At 62.2% G+C, this 16,055-nt stretch carries 18 protein-coding genes; 9 read left to right on the top strand and 9 right to left on the bottom strand.

Translation table 11 applies throughout. The annotated features are described in order from the left end of the window. Positions 1-49 precede the first annotated feature (49 nt). From ACSV9I_RS07190 to ACSV9I_RS07205, 4 genes are all read right to left on the bottom strand, one after another. Complete coding sequence (locus ACSV9I_RS07190) at positions 50-958, bottom strand: MerR family transcriptional regulator (RefSeq protein ID WP_438328105.1); 909 nt, start codon at positions 956-958, stop codon at positions 50-52. Positions 959-1,111: 153 nt separating this feature from the next. Beyond that, entirely contained in the window at positions 1,112-2,590 is a 1,479-nt protein-coding gene (cysN, locus tag ACSV9I_RS07195) for a sulfate adenylyltransferase subunit CysN (RefSeq protein WP_438328106.1), read from the bottom strand. Between the two features lies 1 nt (position 2,591). Next, positions 2,592-3,548 (bottom strand): sulfate adenylyltransferase subunit CysD, encoded by a 957-nt coding sequence (gene cysD, locus ACSV9I_RS07200; protein ID WP_438328107.1) that lies wholly within the window; start codon positions 3,546-3,548, stop codon positions 2,592-2,594. 209 nt (positions 3,549-3,757) lie between these two features. Further along, a complete protein-coding gene (locus ACSV9I_RS07205) occupies positions 3,758-4,504 on the bottom strand; it encodes a phosphoadenylyl-sulfate reductase (RefSeq protein WP_438328108.1) in 747 nt (248 codons plus the stop codon). A 253-nt stretch (positions 4,505-4,757) separates the two neighbouring features. On the opposite strand from ACSV9I_RS07205, the gene ACSV9I_RS07210 reads away from it, so the two are divergent. After that, positions 4,758-5,168, top strand: coding sequence for an RrF2 family transcriptional regulator (locus tag ACSV9I_RS07210; RefSeq protein WP_438328109.1), 411 nt, complete (start codon positions 4,758-4,760; stop codon positions 5,166-5,168). 120 nt (positions 5,169-5,288) lie between these two features. Further along, positions 5,289-5,660, top strand: a complete 372-nt coding sequence (locus tag ACSV9I_RS07215) for a hypothetical protein (RefSeq protein ID WP_438328110.1) — start codon at positions 5,289-5,291, stop codon at positions 5,658-5,660. Here ACSV9I_RS07215 and ACSV9I_RS07220 read toward each other — a convergent pair. Both ACSV9I_RS07220 and ACSV9I_RS07225 read right to left on the bottom strand, forming a co-directional pair. Then, the gene (locus ACSV9I_RS07220) at positions 5,644-6,321 is read right to left on the bottom strand and encodes a DUF2161 domain-containing phosphodiesterase (RefSeq protein ID WP_438328111.1); all 678 of its coding nucleotides are present in this window, start codon (positions 6,319-6,321) and stop codon (positions 5,644-5,646) included. The genes ACSV9I_RS07215 and ACSV9I_RS07220 overlap by 17 nt on opposite strands. A gap of 117 nt (positions 6,322-6,438) precedes the next feature. Continuing rightward, on the bottom strand, positions 6,439-7,467 hold the full coding sequence (locus ACSV9I_RS07225) for a hypothetical protein (protein ID WP_438328113.1): 1,029 nt from the start codon (positions 7,465-7,467) through the stop codon (positions 6,439-6,441). 244 nt (positions 7,468-7,711) lie between these two features. On the opposite strand from ACSV9I_RS07225, the gene ACSV9I_RS07230 reads away from it, so the two are divergent. Continuing rightward, on the top strand, positions 7,712-7,954 hold the full coding sequence (locus ACSV9I_RS07230; RefSeq protein ID WP_438328114.1) for an Ada metal-binding domain-containing protein: 243 nt from the start codon (positions 7,712-7,714) through the stop codon (positions 7,952-7,954). Positions 7,955-7,973: 19 nt separating this feature from the next. Here the strand turns inward: ACSV9I_RS07230 and ACSV9I_RS07235 are convergent, their stop codons facing one another. From ACSV9I_RS07235 to ACSV9I_RS07245, 3 genes are all read right to left on the bottom strand, one after another. Beyond that, positions 7,974-9,284 carry a TRAP transporter large permease gene (locus tag ACSV9I_RS07235; protein WP_438328115.1) on the bottom strand — a complete coding sequence of 437 codons (1,311 nt, stop codon included), beginning with the start codon at positions 9,282-9,284 and terminating at the stop codon, positions 7,974-7,976. Further along, a complete protein-coding gene (locus ACSV9I_RS07240) occupies positions 9,284-9,826 on the bottom strand; it encodes a TRAP transporter small permease (protein WP_438328116.1) in 543 nt (180 codons plus the stop codon). Before ACSV9I_RS07240 ends, ACSV9I_RS07235 begins: the two co-directional genes overlap by 1 nt. A 72-nt stretch (positions 9,827-9,898) precedes the next feature. After that, a complete protein-coding gene (locus ACSV9I_RS07245) occupies positions 9,899-10,933 on the bottom strand; it encodes a TRAP transporter substrate-binding protein (protein WP_438328117.1) in 1,035 nt (344 codons plus the stop codon). Between the two features lie 378 nt (positions 10,934-11,311). Here ACSV9I_RS07245 and ACSV9I_RS07250 point away from each other — a divergent pair, with 378 nt between their 5' ends. From ACSV9I_RS07250 to ACSV9I_RS07275, 6 genes are all read left to right on the top strand, one after another. Next, positions 11,312-12,457, top strand: a complete 1,146-nt coding sequence (locus ACSV9I_RS07250) for an alpha/beta hydrolase (RefSeq protein ID WP_438328118.1) — start codon at positions 11,312-11,314, stop codon at positions 12,455-12,457. A gap of 213 nt (positions 12,458-12,670) precedes the next feature. Further along, complete coding sequence (locus ACSV9I_RS07255; RefSeq protein WP_438328119.1) at positions 12,671-14,011, top strand: phosphatidylglycerol lysyltransferase domain-containing protein; 1,341 nt, start codon at positions 12,671-12,673, stop codon at positions 14,009-14,011. 29 nt (positions 14,012-14,040) lie between these two features. Beyond that, positions 14,041-15,414: a virulence factor family protein gene (locus ACSV9I_RS07260; RefSeq protein ID WP_438328120.1), complete on the top strand. Its 1,374-nt coding sequence runs from the start codon at positions 14,041-14,043 to the stop codon at positions 15,412-15,414. Between the two features lie 64 nt (positions 15,415-15,478). Further along, positions 15,479-15,760: a prevent-host-death protein gene (locus tag ACSV9I_RS07265; protein ID WP_438328122.1), complete on the top strand. Its 282-nt coding sequence runs from the start codon at positions 15,479-15,481 to the stop codon at positions 15,758-15,760. Then, positions 15,757-15,879: a hypothetical protein gene (locus ACSV9I_RS07270; RefSeq protein ID WP_438328123.1), complete on the top strand. Its 123-nt coding sequence runs from the start codon at positions 15,757-15,759 to the stop codon at positions 15,877-15,879. The genes ACSV9I_RS07265 and ACSV9I_RS07270 overlap by 4 nt, the downstream gene beginning before the upstream one ends. Continuing rightward, entirely contained in the window at positions 15,876-16,055 is a 180-nt protein-coding gene (locus tag ACSV9I_RS07275) for a type II toxin-antitoxin system RelE/ParE family toxin (protein WP_438328124.1), read from the top strand. Before ACSV9I_RS07270 ends, ACSV9I_RS07275 begins: the two co-directional genes overlap by 4 nt.

The following is a 16,055-nucleotide window of genomic DNA, read 5'->3' on the forward strand; positions in this document are numbered from 1 at the left end:
CGCCGTCGCGGATGTGCGGAAAAGAGGCCTGGGGGAGGGGCTTCGGAGATCAACCGATCTGGGCGGCGGGCTTTTTTGCCATCCGAAGCGCGGTGACAAACGTGTCGAGATCGGCAAAAACGCGCAGGCGGTCCATCGACGGCATGGTGGAATAGGCCGGCCCGCCAAGCCAGATTTCCGTCTTTGGTGGCAGAGCTGAAAGCAGGTCGCGCAATTGGCTTTCAAGCACGCGACGCTTTCCGGTCAGCGCACTGAGACAGACGATGTCCGCCTGTCGGGTGCGGACAGCGAAGGCAATGTCTTCAACGGGAAGGTCCGGCCCCAGATAAAGAACATTGCAGCCTTCCATGCGTGCCATCAGGGCCGCAACGAGTGCGCCGACTTCATGCTGCTGGCCTTCCGGCGTGGTTGCGATCAGCCGTGGCGCATCGGCCAAAGGGGGTGGGCAGTCATCCAGCATCCGGCCGAGAATGCGTTTGATCTTGAATGTCGCGAGATGTTCGGCCGCTGCCGTCACAGACCCTATGGACCAGAGCAGGCCGACCTCTCTCAAGAGGGGCAATGCCGTGCGCCGCACGAAGCGGTCTGGCCCTTCGCTTGCCGCCCGTGCCGACAGTGCCTCCTGCAATGCTTCGCCATCCAGCGCCTGTATCGCTTCGAGAAGGGTGACGAGGCTCAGCTTCGCAGCATGATCCTCTTCGATCCGCATCAATTCGTCCGATGACAGTGATATCAGTGTTCCGATCCGATAGCCTGCGTCGCAGCAGGCCTTCAGCAAGCGTAAATGTTCGGCCTGAGCGCGTGTGTAAAAGCGAAGCCCGGTGTCGCTTCGACCTGCCGGAGCAAGTCCATAGCGGCGCTCCCAGGCATGCAGCACAAGCTTGCTTATGCCCGCAATGGCCAGCACCTCTGAAAGACCCAGCAAGGACCTGTCCGGATCTGGACGATCAACCGCCACCCGATTCTCCCGAAAGACTCCTTTGGCAGGATATTAGCAAAAATTGATGTAGTTAAGGAGAAAGTTTCTCTGGTGACATGAAAACAGTCAACCGCCCGTCGGGAAACGGGCGGTTGATGTTCAACGCGGGGCTGGATGGTGCGGTAACAGCGTTCAGCCGTCGATCTCGTCCAGCAACTGGCGGGCCGCCGCTGTCGTCACGCGGCGGGTTTCCACTTCGTCGCGGCGGCTGGCGAGAAGCTCGGTTGCCAGCAACTGCTCGGCGAGATCGGCCGGCAAGGACAGGATGACCCGTCCGTCATGGCTGTTCAGCCCGCCAATCTCCGTGCGCTTGGCCGAGATCATGCCGCCGGCCACCGTATTATTGGTGTCCGGATCGATCAGGATGAAGGCGCCGGTGCCGCGGTTCAGCTCGTAAGGATCAAAGATCGCCGTCTCATCGAAGGAGAGATGCACCTTGCCGATGGCATTCATCTGCAGCATTTCGCTCGGCTGCCACTTGCCGGTCTTGAGGTCCAGCTGCTGCACCGGCTCCACCTGCACGCGCTGGCGGCGCGAGCCGGCCTTCAGCCAGTAGCGCTTGCCCGGCACGATGCCATCAGGCTGCAGCGCCACGAGCTGGGCGTCGAAGGCCAGGCCCGTCTGCGGCTGGGCATCGAGCGAGACGATCATGTCGCCGCGCGCCACATCCACCTGGCGGTCAAGCACCAGCGTGATCGCATCGCCGGAAACGGCTGCGTTGCGCACGAGGTCGAAGGTGACGATCTGCTTGACGTTGGCGATCTGGCCGGACGGCAGGATGGCGACGCTGTCGCCTGGCTTCACCGCCCCACCGGCAACCGTGCCCTGATAGCCGCGGAAGCTTTCGCCCGGACGCGACACGCGCTGCACTGGCAGGCGGAAGCCGGTCGACTGGCCAGAGCGCAAAGTTGCAAGCTCCAGCGTCTCGACCAGCGTCGGGCCTTCATACCAAGGCATTTCGACCTTGCCGGAATAAACGACGTTCTCGCCCTTCAGTGCCGACATCGGGATGGCGGTGACCTGGCGCACGCCCAGTGTCAGCGCCAGTTCCTTGAAATCATGGCTGATCTGATCGAAGACGGCGCGGTCATAGCCCACGAGATCGAACTTGTTCACTGCCAGCACAAACTGCTTGATGCCCATCAGCGATGCGATGGTCGCGTGGCGGCGGGTCTGTTCGAGCAGGCCGGTGCGGGCATCGACCAGAAGTACGGCGAGATCCGCCGTCGAGGCGCCGGTCGCCATGTTGCGGGTATACTGCTCGTGGCCGGGCGTGTCGGCAACGATGAAGGAGCGGCGATCGGTGGCGAAATAGCGATAGGCGACATCGATGGTGATGCCCTGTTCGCGCTCCGCCTGGAGACCGTCGAGCAAAAGCGCGAAATCCGGCAGGCCGAGATCGTTCTGCTGACCGCTATCGCGGCGCAGGGTCGCGGCCTGGTCTTCCTTGACGGCCTTGGTATCCCAGAGCAGGCGGCCGATCAGCGTCGACTTGCCGTCATCGACGGAGCCGCAGGTGATCAGGCGCAGCGGACGCGAGTCGCGGATGACGGGGGCGGCTTCGGTGTGCGGTGCCTCGGAGACGAGGGCGGTATTGGCAGCTGCGGTCATCTCAGAAATATCCTTCGCGCTTCTTCTTTTCCATCGATCCGGCCTGGTCGCGGTCGATGGCGCGACCCTGGCGTTCGGAGACGGTGGCGATTTCGAGTTCGGCGATCACCTCGTCGAGGGTCGTCGCATTGGAGCGGATGCCGCCGGTCAGCGGCCAGCAACCGAGTGTACGGAAGCGCAGCATGCCTTCCTGGATCTGTTCGCCGGGCAAGGCCTCGAAGCGCGGGTCTTCGGCCCACATCAGCATGCCGTCGCGCTCCACATACTTCTGCTTCTTCGCATAGTAGAGTGGCGGCAGCTCGATGTTTTCGGCCTGGATGTAGCGCCAGATGTCGACTTCGGTCCAGTTCGACAGCGGGAAGGCGCGCACGCTCTCGCCGCGACGGATCATGCCGTTATAGATGTTCCACAGTTCCGGGCGCTGGTTGCGCGGGTCCCATTTGTGGTCGGGCGTGCGGAAGGAGTAGATGCGCTCCTTGGCGCGGGAGGCCTCCTCGTCGCGACGCGCACCGCCAAAGGCAGCGTCATACTTGCCGGCATCGAGCGCCTGGCGCAGCGCTTCGGTCTTCATTACGTCGGTATGATAGGCCGAACCGTGGCTGAACGGGCCGATGCCCTCTTCCTTGCCGCGCGGATTGGTGTGCACGATCAGATCGAGATCGAACTTCTCCGCCGTCGCATCGCGAAACGCGATCATTTCCGGGAACTTCCAGCCCGTGTCGATGTGCAGCAGCGGGAAGGGCACGCGACCGGGGAAGAAGGCCTTGCGCGCCAAATGCAGCAGGACGGACGAGTCCTTGCCGATCGAATAGAGCATCACCGGCTTTTCAAACTCGGCAGCCACTTCGCGGAAGATATAGATCGCCTCGTTCTCGAGCGCCTTGAGATGCGGATCGAGCGGCGGCTTGGTGACGGGATCCTTGGAATGCGGATCGAATTCGGATGTGTGTGTGTGCATGGTCTCTGTCTGCCTTGATGGCCATCGACGATGGCATTTCGTGGCACCCCCCTCTGCCTGCCGGCATCTCCCCCACACGGGGGGAGACCGAAATCCGCTTCCCGAGCGCCCAGTCCAGGCAGGGAGGCGAGTGGCTGGCGTCCCGCTCTCCCCCCTTGTGGGGGAGATGTCACGAAGTGACAGAGGGGGGTGAATTCTAAAGTCTCAACTCAGGCCGGTGTCGGGATCGCGGAACTGGCCGCCTCCGGCACATGCAATCCGCATTCCCGCTTCTCGTCATTCTCCCACCACCAGCGGCCGGCGCGCTCGGGCTCGCCCGGCTTGATGGCGCGTGTGCAGGGTTCGCAACCGATCGAGGGGTATCCGCGCTTGTGCAGCGGATTGGTCGGCACGCTTTCCGCCTCGACAAAGCTGTTGATGTCCTCGATCGACCAGTCGGCCAGCGGGTTCACCTTGATCAGGTTGCGCTCGGCATCATATTCGGCAAACGGCGTGGCAGCGCGGTTGCCGGACTGGGAGCGGCGCAAGCCCGTGATCCAGAAGCGGGCGCCGGTGAGCGCCTCCGCCAGAGGAACAAGCTTGCGCACATGACAGCAGGCATGGCGCGCTTCGACGCTTTCGTAAAAACCGTTCAGGCCATACTTCGCCGCATAGGCGTCGATGTCGTCCTGGCGTGGATGAAAACGCTGGATCGTGATTCCAAAGCGCTCCTCGGTCTCGGCGATGAGATCGACCGTTTCCTTGAACAGGCGGCCGGTCTCCAGCGTCGAGACATCGATCGGCAGACCGGCAAGCCCGATCGCTGCTGTAATCACCTGGTCTTCGATACCGAGCGAGGTGGTAAACACGGCGCGGCCCTCTTCGGCGGCGACGATACGCAGACGTTCGCTCAAATTCGCGGATGCGAGCCGCGCGTCAAGCGCGCTGGCAAATTGCTCTGGGCTGTGGAGGGTCATCGGGTCTTCCTGCTGCTTTTCGTCATTATCGGGCAAGGCGGGCTGCGAAGACAGCAATCAGCTTTCACTGAGACGCGCGCTCTGAGCAAATATCTCTCTCACCGGTAAAAAACGCGGCAATTCCTGCCGCGTGTTGCCCAAGCGCGTTTGAACACCCGGCCGATCTGCGTTATGGCCAAAGCCGCGCGGAATGCCGGATGCTAGCCTGATCAGGGGCTATCATGCAGGCTCCGTCGCCGGGACGGTGAAATCGATGATCACGCAGAAAGCCAAATATGCGCTGCGGGCGCTCAGCCTTCTTGCCCGTGCCGAACCGGGCCTGACGGTGCAGATTCCCGAGATCGCCGAGCGGCAGAAGATCCCGAAGAAATTCCTCGAACAGATCATGCTCGACCTCAAGCGAGCCGGCATGGTCGAAAGCCGTCGTGGCAAGCAGGGCGGCTATCTGCTGGCCCGCCCGGCCGGTGACATCACCTATGGCGAGGTGCTGCGCCTGATCGATGGCCCGGTCGCCCCCTTGCCCTGCCTCTCGCTAACCGCCTACCGCGCCTGCGAGGATTGCGACGGCGAGACCGATTGCGAAGTCCGCCGCGTCTTTTCCCGTGTTGCCGATGAGACCCGGGCCGTGCTCCTGTCGACGAGTTTGGCGGATGCGATGGACTGAAGCGTCGGCACCTCCATCAACAAGGAAATGGCGAAGACGGTCCGGTTCGACGATCACCGCATGACTTGCGCCGCGCACCTGCGATGCTAATCTTCCTCCAGCTATTGGGGGGAGACCAACATGCCGCAGCTATCCGTCTGGTATTTCCGAACCGCCATCCTGTTTCTGATCGCCGGCATCTGCGTCGGCCTCTACATGTCGATCACGCATCAGTTCGAGGCCACCGGCGCGCACGCCCATATCAATTTGCTCGGCTGGGTCACCATGGCGATCTTCGGCATCTATTACGCGCTAAACCCGGTCCAGGCCGCAAGCCGCATCGCGAAGATCCAGTACATGCTCTATACGCTGGGCATTCTGGTGATGGGCCCCTCGCTCTTCCTGATGCTGACCGGCAACCCGGCGCTTGAACCCGTCGTTGCGATCTCTTCGCTGGTCACCTTCGCCGGCGTGCTGCTGTTTGCGGTGATCCTGTTTACGCGGAAGGCGTGATGGGGAGAGGGGCGGGGAACTGCCATCGCCCCAGCGCCTCGTGCCCCGCCGGCGTCAGCGCATAGACACCCCGTTCCACGCGTTCAAACCAGCCATAGACATTGCCCTGCAAGATCTTCGCAGCATCGGGAACGTGTGCCCTGATCTCCTTGACCTTGAGCGGACCCGAGGCCAGCGCCGAAGCGCAGCCCAGCGCCTGCTGCCGGTAAGCCGTCATCAGCGGTGTCCGCGTGCTGCCCCCGACGGCCGGATCGCCCTTGCGCTTCTGATGCTCGCGCATCAGCCGGGAGCGCCGTTTCGGATTGGTCCTGGGCATCGGCGTGACCGATCCGACGAGGACGCTGACGATGCCCTGATCGGAAACGGAAAGCATGCCGATCCCGAGCCTGCGGCAGAGATCGCGGTAGCGCTTGTCGCCCTCGCGGCCCCGGCCCCTGGCCGAAACGCGCGCCGCAATCCACACCTCGTCCGCGACTGCCGCGCGGTCGACCGCCTGCAGAATGAGTTCGAGATTGAAGGTCAGCTTCAGCTCGCAGATGACCACCACCGGCGGATCTTCGTCGCTCAATCCGACGAGATCACAACCGCCGATCTCGCCCTTGACGGTGTAGCCTGCCTCCTCAAGGAAGGTTTTGACGGGCAGATAGAGCGAGGTTTCCATGGGTCTCGGGATGCGATTGCGGATCGACAGAGCGTTACAGCGGTTTGTCTGTCGGTGACAGCCAAAATCGCCGCTCGCAACAATCGGGTGGCGCGGCGACAAGAGGCCGCGCGCCGCTTAAGGCTGTTCGGCTTGAAGTTCCTGTCTTGCTCTGATCGCATCTCTTCGGCTGCTGGCCGAAGCTTTTCGAATACCAAGGCTTGTGGCGATCAAAGTGGCCGGCTTGCCGTCCTCGCCGCCTAGCATGGTTGGAAAGATGCGCAGGAAGGGCCCGAAGCAGTTATCCTTCGGCGCCTGCGGTTCTCGCGCGCAGAAAAAGAAGGGCATGGGGATCCAGGTCAGCGGATAGGTCTCGGCAAAGATCAGATTCGCCGTCTTGCCGTCCTTGCCCGTGATCTTGATGGAGCCCTGTTGCGTGTAGAGGAAGAAGTTGCTGCCATCCAACTCCCCCGTCTTGATCTCGACCGTTACGGCATCCGGAGGGACCGAGCTCGGTTGTCGGATCATGCACATGTCCTTCACGAGTTCGCCTCTTGACTTTCGTCCCGGCCGTGCTGTTTTCGGTTCATCGAACCAGGTGATGGAGACATCTGAGGTTTTTTGTCGTTCGCGATCGCAATCCGCGCCGACGGCCAGGCGATGAGATTTGAGACTGCGGTCACGGCGGTTGGGACTCCCTTCGTAAATGATCGACAGATCATGATCTTGCAGAAGGTTGCTCACCGTCGCATCCGATGCACCATTTCGGACAAGTAGAACATCGGTGGCGGTGAAATCGATAAACTGGTTCGCATTGTGCTGCTGGATCGCGCTGTCCAGCCGTGCCATGTCGACATGGCTGATCGTTGCCAGGGCCAGATAGGCCAGGATGTAGAACAGGGGGACGACCACCCAGCCCTTGGCGACCTGACCTGTCAGAACCTCTCCCACGATGCCGATCATGCAGACATTGATCAGCAGGATTGGCAAAAAGGGAATGGCCAGGAACAGGAGGATCGTATTGAGGAAGGGAACGAATTGCAGCCAGAATATCACGCCAGCAACAGCCAGAAACCGGAGCGCCCTCGGCAGATCTCGTTTCTCGGTGGCAGGCAGGTGAAAACGCAAATAGGTTCCGCTGGGGGTATGACGTCGTCCGAAAGCCATAAACGATCCAAAAGGCAGAATTCAACTTCTGGATGATCGCCCTCAAAGATTAAGGGGACTTATACGCGAGCCTCCGCAATCTTGCTTGGATGGGGAAACTCTGTGGATGAGCGTCTGTGTGCAGAGATTGAGGCTGCGGAGTTTTACGCCATGCGCAGACCGGGAAATTGTCTCGCAACAATCGGGTGGCGCAACCAGCGGCCTGAAGTGCATCCTTCCTGCGATCAACCGAATGGAGGACTGCATGCGCCCCGAAACATCGCCTCCGACGCCGGCACAATGGCAAGCGATCCACGCCCGCGATGCAAAGCGGGATGGCCTGTTCTTCTACGGCGTCTTGTCCACCCGCATTGTCTGCCGGCCGTCCTGCGCTTCACGCCCGGCGCGGCCCGAAAGCGTCGTCTGTTGTGAAACGGTGGCCCAGGCGAAAGCGCAAGGTTTCCGCGCCTGCCTGCGCTGCCGTCCTGACCAGCCAGCCACCTGGTGAGACGAGGATATCTTCCGCCTCACACCAGGAAGATCGAGATCACCGGAAAGGCCGTGAGAAGCACGATGCGCAAGAGGTCGGCGGTGACGAAGGGCACGATCGCCTTGTAGGTCTCGCGGATCGGCACGTCGCGCGCCATGGCGGATATGATGAAGAGGTTTAAGCCCACCGGCGGCGTGATCATGCCGATCTCGGCGACCATCAGCACGAGAATGCCGAACCAGATGGCAAAGTGCTCCGGGCTCATGCCGAAATCCATCGCCGTCACGATCGGGAAGAAGATCGGGATGGTGAGCACGATCATGGAGAGCGAATCCATGATGCAGCCGAAGATGATGTAGAGCACGAGGATGATGATCAGCACGGTCATCGGCGCAAACCCTTGCGCCGTCACCCATTCAGCCCCCACCTGCGGCAGGCGGGAAAAGGCCAGGAACGAGTTGAACACGGAGGCGCCGAGGATGATGAAGAAGATCATGCCAGTCGAGACCGCCGTCTCCTTGAAGCAGTCTCCGAGCGCCTTTCGGTCGAGCCCGCCATTGACGAAGGCCACGAGGCCGGCACCCGCCGCCCCGATGGCGGCAGCCTGGGTCGGCGTGAACCAGCCGAGATAGATGCCGCCCACCACAAGGAAGAAGATCGCCACCACCGGCCAGACCGCAATTACCGCCGGCAGGCGATCGCGCCAGGGCATGCGGGCCGCCTGTCCTGCCGATCCGGGGTTGAGCCGGACATAGATGGCGATCACGAGGAGGTAGGAAATCGCCGCGATGATGCCGGGCACGAAGGCGGCGAGGAAGAGTTTGGCGATGTTCTGCTCGGCGAGGATCGCATAGATGACCAGCACGACAGAGGGCGGAATGAGAATGCCAAGCGTGCCGCCTGCGGCAAGCGTCGCCGTGGCAAGCCCGCCGGCATAGCCGTTGCGTTTCAGCTCCGGCAGCGCCACCTGCGCCATGGTCGCCGCCGTTGCCAGCGATGAGCCGCAGATCGAGCCGAAGCCGGCACAGGCGCCAACGGCCGCCATGGCCACGCCGCCCTTGCGATGCCCGAGAAAGGCGGCCGCCGCGTTGAACAGCGACTGGCTCATGCCGCCGCGCGCGGCAAACTGGCCCATCAGCAGAAAGAGCGGGATGATCGACAGCGAGTAATTCGCATTGGTGTTCCAGGCCAGAACCTTCATCTGGGCAAGGATCGGCGTCCATTTGCCCAGCACGAGATACGTGCCGATGACGCCGGTGCCGAGCATCGCAGCACCGATGGGAACACGCAGGAAAATCAGGAGGATCAGAACAGGGAAGGACCAGAGACCGATTTCAATGCTGCTCATCAATGCGCTCCCATCACGGCCGTGATCCTGCGACCATTCCGGATGTCGTTGAAGTCGGCGAAGACGACGAAGAGACTGACTGCGAGGTTGGCGAGAAGAAGCGCCAGCGCAATGGCAAAGCCCCACCACACGGGAAGCAGCAGCAATGGTGTCGTTTCGCCATTGCCGAACTTGTCGAGCGTGCCGATTGCATGCCGCCAGGTGATCAGCGCAATCAGGATGGCGATAATCACGTCGCCGATCAGCTGTGACAGGTTCATGGCCTTTGGCCCGAAGGCAGATATCAGAATGTCGACGCCGACATGGCCGCGTTTCAGCTGGCAGAAGGGCAGAAAAGCAAAGACAGCAAGACCGCACAAGGCCTCGACAAGCTCGATCTCGCCCGGCAGGGGTTTGAGCGCAAGACCGCCGATGATCGAGGCCGCCGTCAGTCCGCAGGCAAGCACTAGACAGACGCCGCCAAAGAAAACGAGGGCGCTGGCGAGCGCATCAATGCGGCGCGCCCACTGGTCAAGGCTGGTGGTGGAAGGGGGGCTGTCCATGGCGGCGATCTCCGGTGGGCAAGGGAGGCTGTCCGGGAACCCTCGGCGGGCCCCCGGACAAAGGCGGAGAGATTATTGGCTATGCTGTTCGATCAGCGCCAGCGCATCCTTGTGCAGTGTCGTACCGTCAAGACCCTTGCCGTCCATCTCGGCGATCCACGCCTTGGTCACAGCCTCGCCGGCGGTTTTCCAGCGCGCCGTCTCCGTGTCGTCCAGAATGAAGGTGGTGTTGCCGGCCTTGTCGGCAAAGTCCTTGCCGCGAATGTCGCCTTCGTCCATTGCCTTGCCAAAGAGGCGGGCGAGTTCCTTGCCGGAATTGGCGTCGATCACCTTTTTCAGGTCATCCGGCAGTGCGTCATAACTGTCCTTGTTCATCGCAAAGATGAAGGTGCCGGTATAGAGCCCGCTCTTGCCGGAAAAGCCGGTATGGTTGGGCGCAAGCTCGGCGATCTTGATTGCCGGCGTCACTTCCCACGGCACCACCGAGCCATCGATCACGCTTTTCGACAAGCTCTCGGGAACGGCCGTCACCGGCATGCCGACCGGCGAAGCGCCCATGGCTTCCAGCATCTGGTTGATCACCTTTGAGGTGCCGCGCAGTTTGAGGCCCTGCATATCCTCCAGCTTCTGCACCGGCTTGGCGGCAATGGTGTGGATCAAGCCTGGCCCATGCGTATGCACGGCCAGCACATGGTAGTCGGCAAGCTCGTCTTTCAGGTGTTTCTCGTAGTAATCCTGGAAGGCGAGCGAGGTGGCTTCACCCGTTGTCACCATGAAAGGCAGCTCGAAGGCTTCCGATTTCGGAAAGCGACCCGGCGTATAGCCAAGCAGCGTCCAGCTGAGATCCACCACGCCGTCCTTCACCTGGTCGATCAGGTCGGCCGGCTTGCCGCCCAGCTGCATCGCCGGATAGAGCTCGACTTCGATCCGGCCGCCCGAATCGGCCTTGATCTTCTCGGCCCAGGGCTGGAGCACCTTGGACGGTATCGTCGCCTGCGGTGGCAGAAACTGATGCAGTTTCAGGGTGACTTCGGCCGCCAAGGCCCCAGCCCCGGACACCGTGAATGCGGCTCCGGAAAGCGCTACAAGAAAGATTGGACGCAACATGAATTTCCTCCCATGAAGTGTTCGATCGAATGGGCATAATTGCTACGCGCATGCGTTGCATTTCACAACCGGATCATAAGTCTCGACAATGCACTCCGCTTGCAACCCTTGGCTCCTCCAGCGGACCTCTCCCTCATTGGTTATGGTTGCAGAAGTTCCTGAGCGTCGCAAATAACAATCTTGGCCGAATGCATAACCATATCGACATGGGCGGCGCCCTCATGTGCCGCCCCGCCGGCATGCGGACCGTTCACGGCCTGTTGCACGCATCTTGCTTGGCGAAACATGCGCAACACATTATAGATCCGGCCGAACCGTCCGGCAGGATGCCGGTCGCCCTCCGGATCGAATGATCATCGACGACAAGGACTGGCCGACATGCCCTTCTTCCCCCTCGGCCTTCTGTGCAATTCTGGCCGTTCCGGTCTTCTGGCCATGGCGACGGTCTCCTTCATGCTCGCCGGCTGTGCCGGTCGCCCCGGCCCGGAAACGCTGGCCACGGTGCCGGCTGAGGATTTCAAGCCGGCCAAGGTCGAAACCGTGTTGACCGTGACCACCCGCAACCGGGCGGAACCGGGCAAGAACGTCTTCACGGCGGAGAAATCCAGCGTGTCGAACTATGCCCGTTTCGACATCTCAATCCCGCCGAACCACAAGCCGACTGCGATCGAATGGCCGAAGGGAAGCAAGGTCGATCCGCGCACGGATTTCGCCGTGCTGTCGCAGGCCGCACTCGAGCGCAAGAGCTTCATCGACGAGGTGCGGTCCCGCTCCTCGAAAGGCAAGCGACCCGGTGTCTTCGTCCATGGCTACAACTACAATTTCCAGGAGGCGCTCTATCGTCTCGCCCAGTTGAAGACGGACGCCAATATCGACGGTACGCCGGTCCTTTTCTCCTGGCCGTCCTTCGCCGCGATCCCGGCCTATGTGGCCGACAAGGATGCCGCCACCTATTCGCGTGATGCGCTGGTTTCGCTGCTGTCCGATCTCGTCGCTGCGGAGCGCGGCGAAGTCGATGTCTTCGCCCATTCCATGGGTGGCTGGCTGACGGTCGAGGCGCTGCGCCAGCTGAAACTGGAAGGCCGGCAGGACGTGCTCGACCGGCTGCGCGTCATTCTCGCCGCCCCCGATATCGACGAGGACGTCTTCGTCGCCCAGATGCGCGTCGTCGGTCGGATGAAGACGCCAATCACCGTGCTGGTTGCCCCGGATGATCGGGCGCTGCTCGTCTCGCGCTTTCTTGGTGCCGGCACCCAGCGCGTCGGATCGCTGGATGTGACGAACCAGAGCGTGGCAGATGTGGCCCGCGAGACCAATGTCGTCATCATCGATATTTCCTCCTTGCCGGCAGCGGATCAGACCAATCACAACCGCTTCGTCGACGCCCGGGTTCTGGCCAATGCGCTGGGCCAGCCAGCCTCTGCCGCGAGGCTCGGCGATGCCGGAGCCTTCGTCTTTGATGCCGCCGCCCAGACGATTTCCAGTCCCTTCTCTCTGGCCGCAACTGTCCTGCGCGGCCAGTAAAATCAACGCTATGGACTGACGGCCGACGGCAGGGAACATGCTGTCGGCCGCATGGCTGCCTTGCGTTCCGTCAACTTGACCCTTCAGGAAGAATCGGTGTCTTGCGCAATTTATGCGTCGGTTTACCGACTTGTTTACCCGTCAGTGTCACAAGCTTCGGTCCATGCGCTTGCGCTAATAAATCGCCAGCTTTTACAACAGTGGTTCTCACCCATGGCTTCTACCGTGTCAGACGTCGAGTCTGCGCTTTCGCCCGCCGCCCCGCAGACCTCGATGGCCCCGGCCGTGCCGCGCGGCAAGGCGGTCTCCGTCATTCTCGCTTCCGTCCTGTTCCGGCTTGGCTTGCGCATGCCGCGCCTGGCGCTTGGTCTCGGCGCGATTGCTGGCTGTGTCATCGTCACGGTCGTGGCGCTGGGGGATAGCGCCCTGAAGGTCAGCCTCGGCCTGGCGCTCGCCCGCTATGGCATCGATGCTGTGGAAGGCACGCTCGGCCTCTCCATGCTCGTTGGGCTGGTTGCCTCGCGCGGCCTGATCCGCCTGCCGCGACGCCGCAAGGACGGGATGGGGGAGGGCGACCTCGAAAAGGCCTGCGAGATCCTATCCGGTCAGCCCAATGCCAGTGCCGGTCTCGTGCGCCTCGGCGACAAGCGCCTCTTGTTTTCCGAATGCGGTGAAGGCTTCGTCATGTATGCCCGCCAGGGCCGCTCGCTGGTGGCGCTCTTCGATCCGGTCGCCCCGAAGCGCCTCTGGCCAGAGCTTGCGATGAAATTTGTCGACGAAGCCCGCCGCCTGAAGTGCCGCCCCGTTTTCTACCAGGTCTCGCCCGATTTCCTGCCCACCGCCATCGACCTGCGCCTGCAGGCGCTGAAGCTCGGTGAACAGGCCGTGGTCGACCTTGCCCGCTTCACGCTGGCCGGTGGTGACTGGGTCAAGCTGCGCCGCTCGATCAACCGGGCGGAGCGCGACGGCCTTGTCTTCGAATGGCTGGAAAAGGATGCCGTCCCCGGCGTGATCGACGAACTCGAAAATGTCTCGAATATCTGGCTGTCCGCCCATCAGAGTGCCGAGAAAGGTTTTTCGCTCGGCGTCTTTGACCGGGATTATGTGGCCGCCGGTCCCGTTGCCGTCATTCGCCTTGAAGGTCGCATTGTCGCCTTCGCCTCGGTCATGACCGCCTCCAATGCCGGCGATGCCTTCATCGATCTCATGCGCCATGTGCCGGGCGTGCATCGCGGCATGATGGACCTGCTCTTCGTCCGCATCATCGAGACGCTGCAGGCCCGTGGCCTTCTGACGCTGAACCTCGGCATGGCGCCGCTTGCCGGCCTTTCCGACCACCAGCGGGCGCCGGTCTGGAACCATCTCGGCCGGCAGATCTTCGAACATGGCGAAGAGTTCTACAATTTCCGCGGCGTGCGTGCCTTCAAGGAAAAGTTCGATCCGGACTGGCAGCCGCGTTATCTTGCCGTCGCCGGTCAGGGTTTTCCGGTCGTCTCGCTCCTCGATGTCACGCTGCTGATTGGCGGCGGCATCAAGGGCCTGCTGAAGAAATGAGAGACAAGGGCAGGGCGAAGGTTGCCCAAATGCGGATGCGCCATAGGCTGACAGCCGCAGCGCTGATGCTTTCCGCCGTCATTCACCCGGTGACAGCAGAGGAAAGCAAGATCGTCAGCCTGCCGCAGGACCGCATTGCTGCGCCCGATGATGGCACCATGTCCGGCGTCGTCGTTCTCATCTCCAATGCCAATGGCTGGGATGCCGAGGAAGACTCAGCACGCGATGCAATCGTCGGCGCTGGCGCCATCACAGTCGGCGTCGACCTGCGCCAATGGCTTTCGGCACTCGCGAAGGAAGCCGACCGCAACTGCCTTTTCCTGCCCGCCGACATCGAACGCCTGAGCCGCGAGCTGCATCGTCGCCACAAGGCGGATTTCTATCGCCCGCCGCGGATTCTGGGGCTTGGTGAAGGCGGAGCTTTGGCGCTCGCAATGGCCGCCCAGACCCCGAATGGCAGCTTTGCCGAAACGATCGGCGAAACCGTCGCCATCGATCCAACCGAGGCCGTGGCTTTGCCCAAGCCGCTCTGCACGCCCGCGCCCAAGCGCGAAACCGCAAGCGGAACGGCTTATGGCCTCTCGCCCGGTCCGTTGCCCAATCCCATCCGCGTTGTTTTTTCGCCGGTGGCAGACGCTGCGGCGAAGGCCCACGCAGCCACGCTCCAGCAGGGCCACCCCGATATCGTGATCGCCTCGGGCGACGGCACGCTAGACGGCGTGCTGGCCACGGAAGCAACCGCTCTGGTCACGCGCCTGAAGCCCGACGATGCCTCCCTCGATCTGCCGCTGGTTGAGGATATCGTCACGCCCGAACATGACACGCTGGCGATCTTCTATTCCGGCGATGGCGGCTGGCGCGAGATCGACCAGCGCATCGCAGCCCGGCTCAATCAGGGCGGCGTGCCAGTGATCGGCGTCGATGCGCTGCGCTACTTCTGGAGCGAGAAGACGCCGGAAGAGACCGCCCGCGACCTGTCGGCCATCATCAAGACCTACCGCAAACGCCTCGGCATCCCCCGCGTGGTGCTGATCGGCTATTCCTTCGGCGCCAATATCCTGCCCAAGGTCTACGGCCTGCTGCCCGAAGAGGACCGCCAGTCCATCGATCTCCTGTCGCTGCTCGCCCTCTCGCATCAGGCCGATTTCGAGATCGCCGTCACCGGCTGGATGGGCGTCGCCGGAACGGGAAAACACGGCGATCCGGTTGACCATCTGGCCGCGGTGGAGCCGCAGAAGATCCAGTGCGTCTACGGCCTGGAGGAGGAAGACACGGCCTGCCCGGCGCTCGGCCCCCGCGTCGCCCAAGGCGCGCAACTCATAGCCCGCCCCGGCGGCCACCACTTTGATGAGAATTACGAGCTGTTGGCAGAGATGATCCTGGCGCGCCTCGGGCAACGCTGAACCCCGGCTTATCAGGCCTGCGTTTTCGCGTTATGATAGGTGAGAACCCCATGGGAGCCCCGACATGGACGAGACGGTCAAACCTGCCGTCATCGACGATGCGGAATTTCTCGCCGCCGCGGAAGATGTTCTGCGGGATGGCGAAACCGTAGCCGACCTGATCGACCGTTCGGCCCGGGCGGAGGTGGAGCGCCGAAGGGAACAGGCGGCGTTCATTGCAAGGGGTTTGGCGGCGCGGGAAGAAATGGCGCGCACGGGCATCTATTACAGCGATGAAGACGTCCACCGGATGTTGGAGACGCAACTCGGGAAGGCAAAGGCCCGTCAGGCGGCGCATTCCGAATGAGCTTCCGGCTCACCTATACGCCGGGCTTTTATCTCGATCTGGAGCGGCTCACCGACTTCCTGATCGAGCGTGACCCGCACCTTGCAGAGCCGCAATCATCACCATTCAGAAGGCCTTGATCTCCCTGAGGGATTTTCCTCTCAGGGCGCGGCGTGCCTCTGGTGATGATCCCGCACTGAGGGAGTTCACTGTGCCCTTCGGCTCTTCTGGTTACATCATCCTGTTCGAAGTCGTTGATGACGAGACCCTCGCGGTTCTCGCCATCCGCCACCAGCGCGAGGACGATTTCCGCTGA

The sequence above is a fragment of the Rhizobium sp. G187 genome (assembly GCF_051549525.1).
GTDB lineage: Bacteria > Pseudomonadota > Alphaproteobacteria > Rhizobiales > Rhizobiaceae > Allorhizobium.

Excerpts from the sequence above, each read along its gene's own strand:
- ACSV9I_RS07210 (WP_438328109.1), top strand. The coding sequence starts at position 4,758 with ATGATCACGCAGAAAGCCAAATATGCGCTGCGGGCGCTCAGCCTTCTT.
- ACSV9I_RS07260 (WP_438328120.1), top strand. The coding sequence starts at position 14,041 with ATGCGGATGCGCCATAGGCTGACAGCCGCAGCGCTGATGCTTTCCGCC.
- cysN (WP_438328106.1), bottom strand. The coding sequence starts at position 2,590 with ATGACCGCAGCTGCCAATACCGCCCTCGTCTCCGAGGCACCGCACACC.
- ACSV9I_RS07240 (WP_438328116.1), bottom strand. The coding sequence starts at position 9,826 with ATGGACAGCCCCCCTTCCACCACCAGCCTTGACCAGTGGGCGCGCCGC.
- ACSV9I_RS07225 (WP_438328113.1), bottom strand. The coding sequence starts at position 7,467 with ATGGCTTTCGGACGACGTCATACCCCCAGCGGAACCTATTTGCGTTTT.
- ACSV9I_RS07215 (WP_438328110.1), top strand. The coding sequence starts at position 5,289 with ATGCCGCAGCTATCCGTCTGGTATTTCCGAACCGCCATCCTGTTTCTG.
- ACSV9I_RS07255 (WP_438328119.1), top strand. The coding sequence starts at position 12,671 with ATGGCTTCTACCGTGTCAGACGTCGAGTCTGCGCTTTCGCCCGCCGCC.
- ACSV9I_RS07220 (WP_438328111.1), bottom strand. The coding sequence starts at position 6,321 with ATGGAAACCTCGCTCTATCTGCCCGTCAAAACCTTCCTTGAGGAGGCA.
- ACSV9I_RS07235 (WP_438328115.1), bottom strand. The coding sequence starts at position 9,284 with ATGAGCAGCATTGAAATCGGTCTCTGGTCCTTCCCTGTTCTGATCCTC.
- ACSV9I_RS07245 (WP_438328117.1), bottom strand. The coding sequence starts at position 10,933 with ATGTTGCGTCCAATCTTTCTTGTAGCGCTTTCCGGAGCCGCATTCACG.
- ACSV9I_RS07270 (WP_438328123.1), top strand. The coding sequence starts at position 15,757 with ATGAGCTTCCGGCTCACCTATACGCCGGGCTTTTATCTCGATCTGGAG.
- ACSV9I_RS07265 (WP_438328122.1), top strand. The coding sequence starts at position 15,479 with ATGGACGAGACGGTCAAACCTGCCGTCATCGACGATGCGGAATTTCTC.
- ACSV9I_RS07230 (WP_438328114.1), top strand. The coding sequence starts at position 7,712 with ATGCGCCCCGAAACATCGCCTCCGACGCCGGCACAATGGCAAGCGATC.
- ACSV9I_RS07250 (WP_438328118.1), top strand. The coding sequence starts at position 11,312 with ATGCCCTTCTTCCCCCTCGGCCTTCTGTGCAATTCTGGCCGTTCCGGT.
- cysD (WP_438328107.1), bottom strand. The coding sequence starts at position 3,548 with ATGCACACACACACATCCGAATTCGATCCGCATTCCAAGGATCCCGTC.
- ACSV9I_RS07205 (WP_438328108.1), bottom strand. The coding sequence starts at position 4,504 with ATGACCCTCCACAGCCCAGAGCAATTTGCCAGCGCGCTTGACGCGCGG.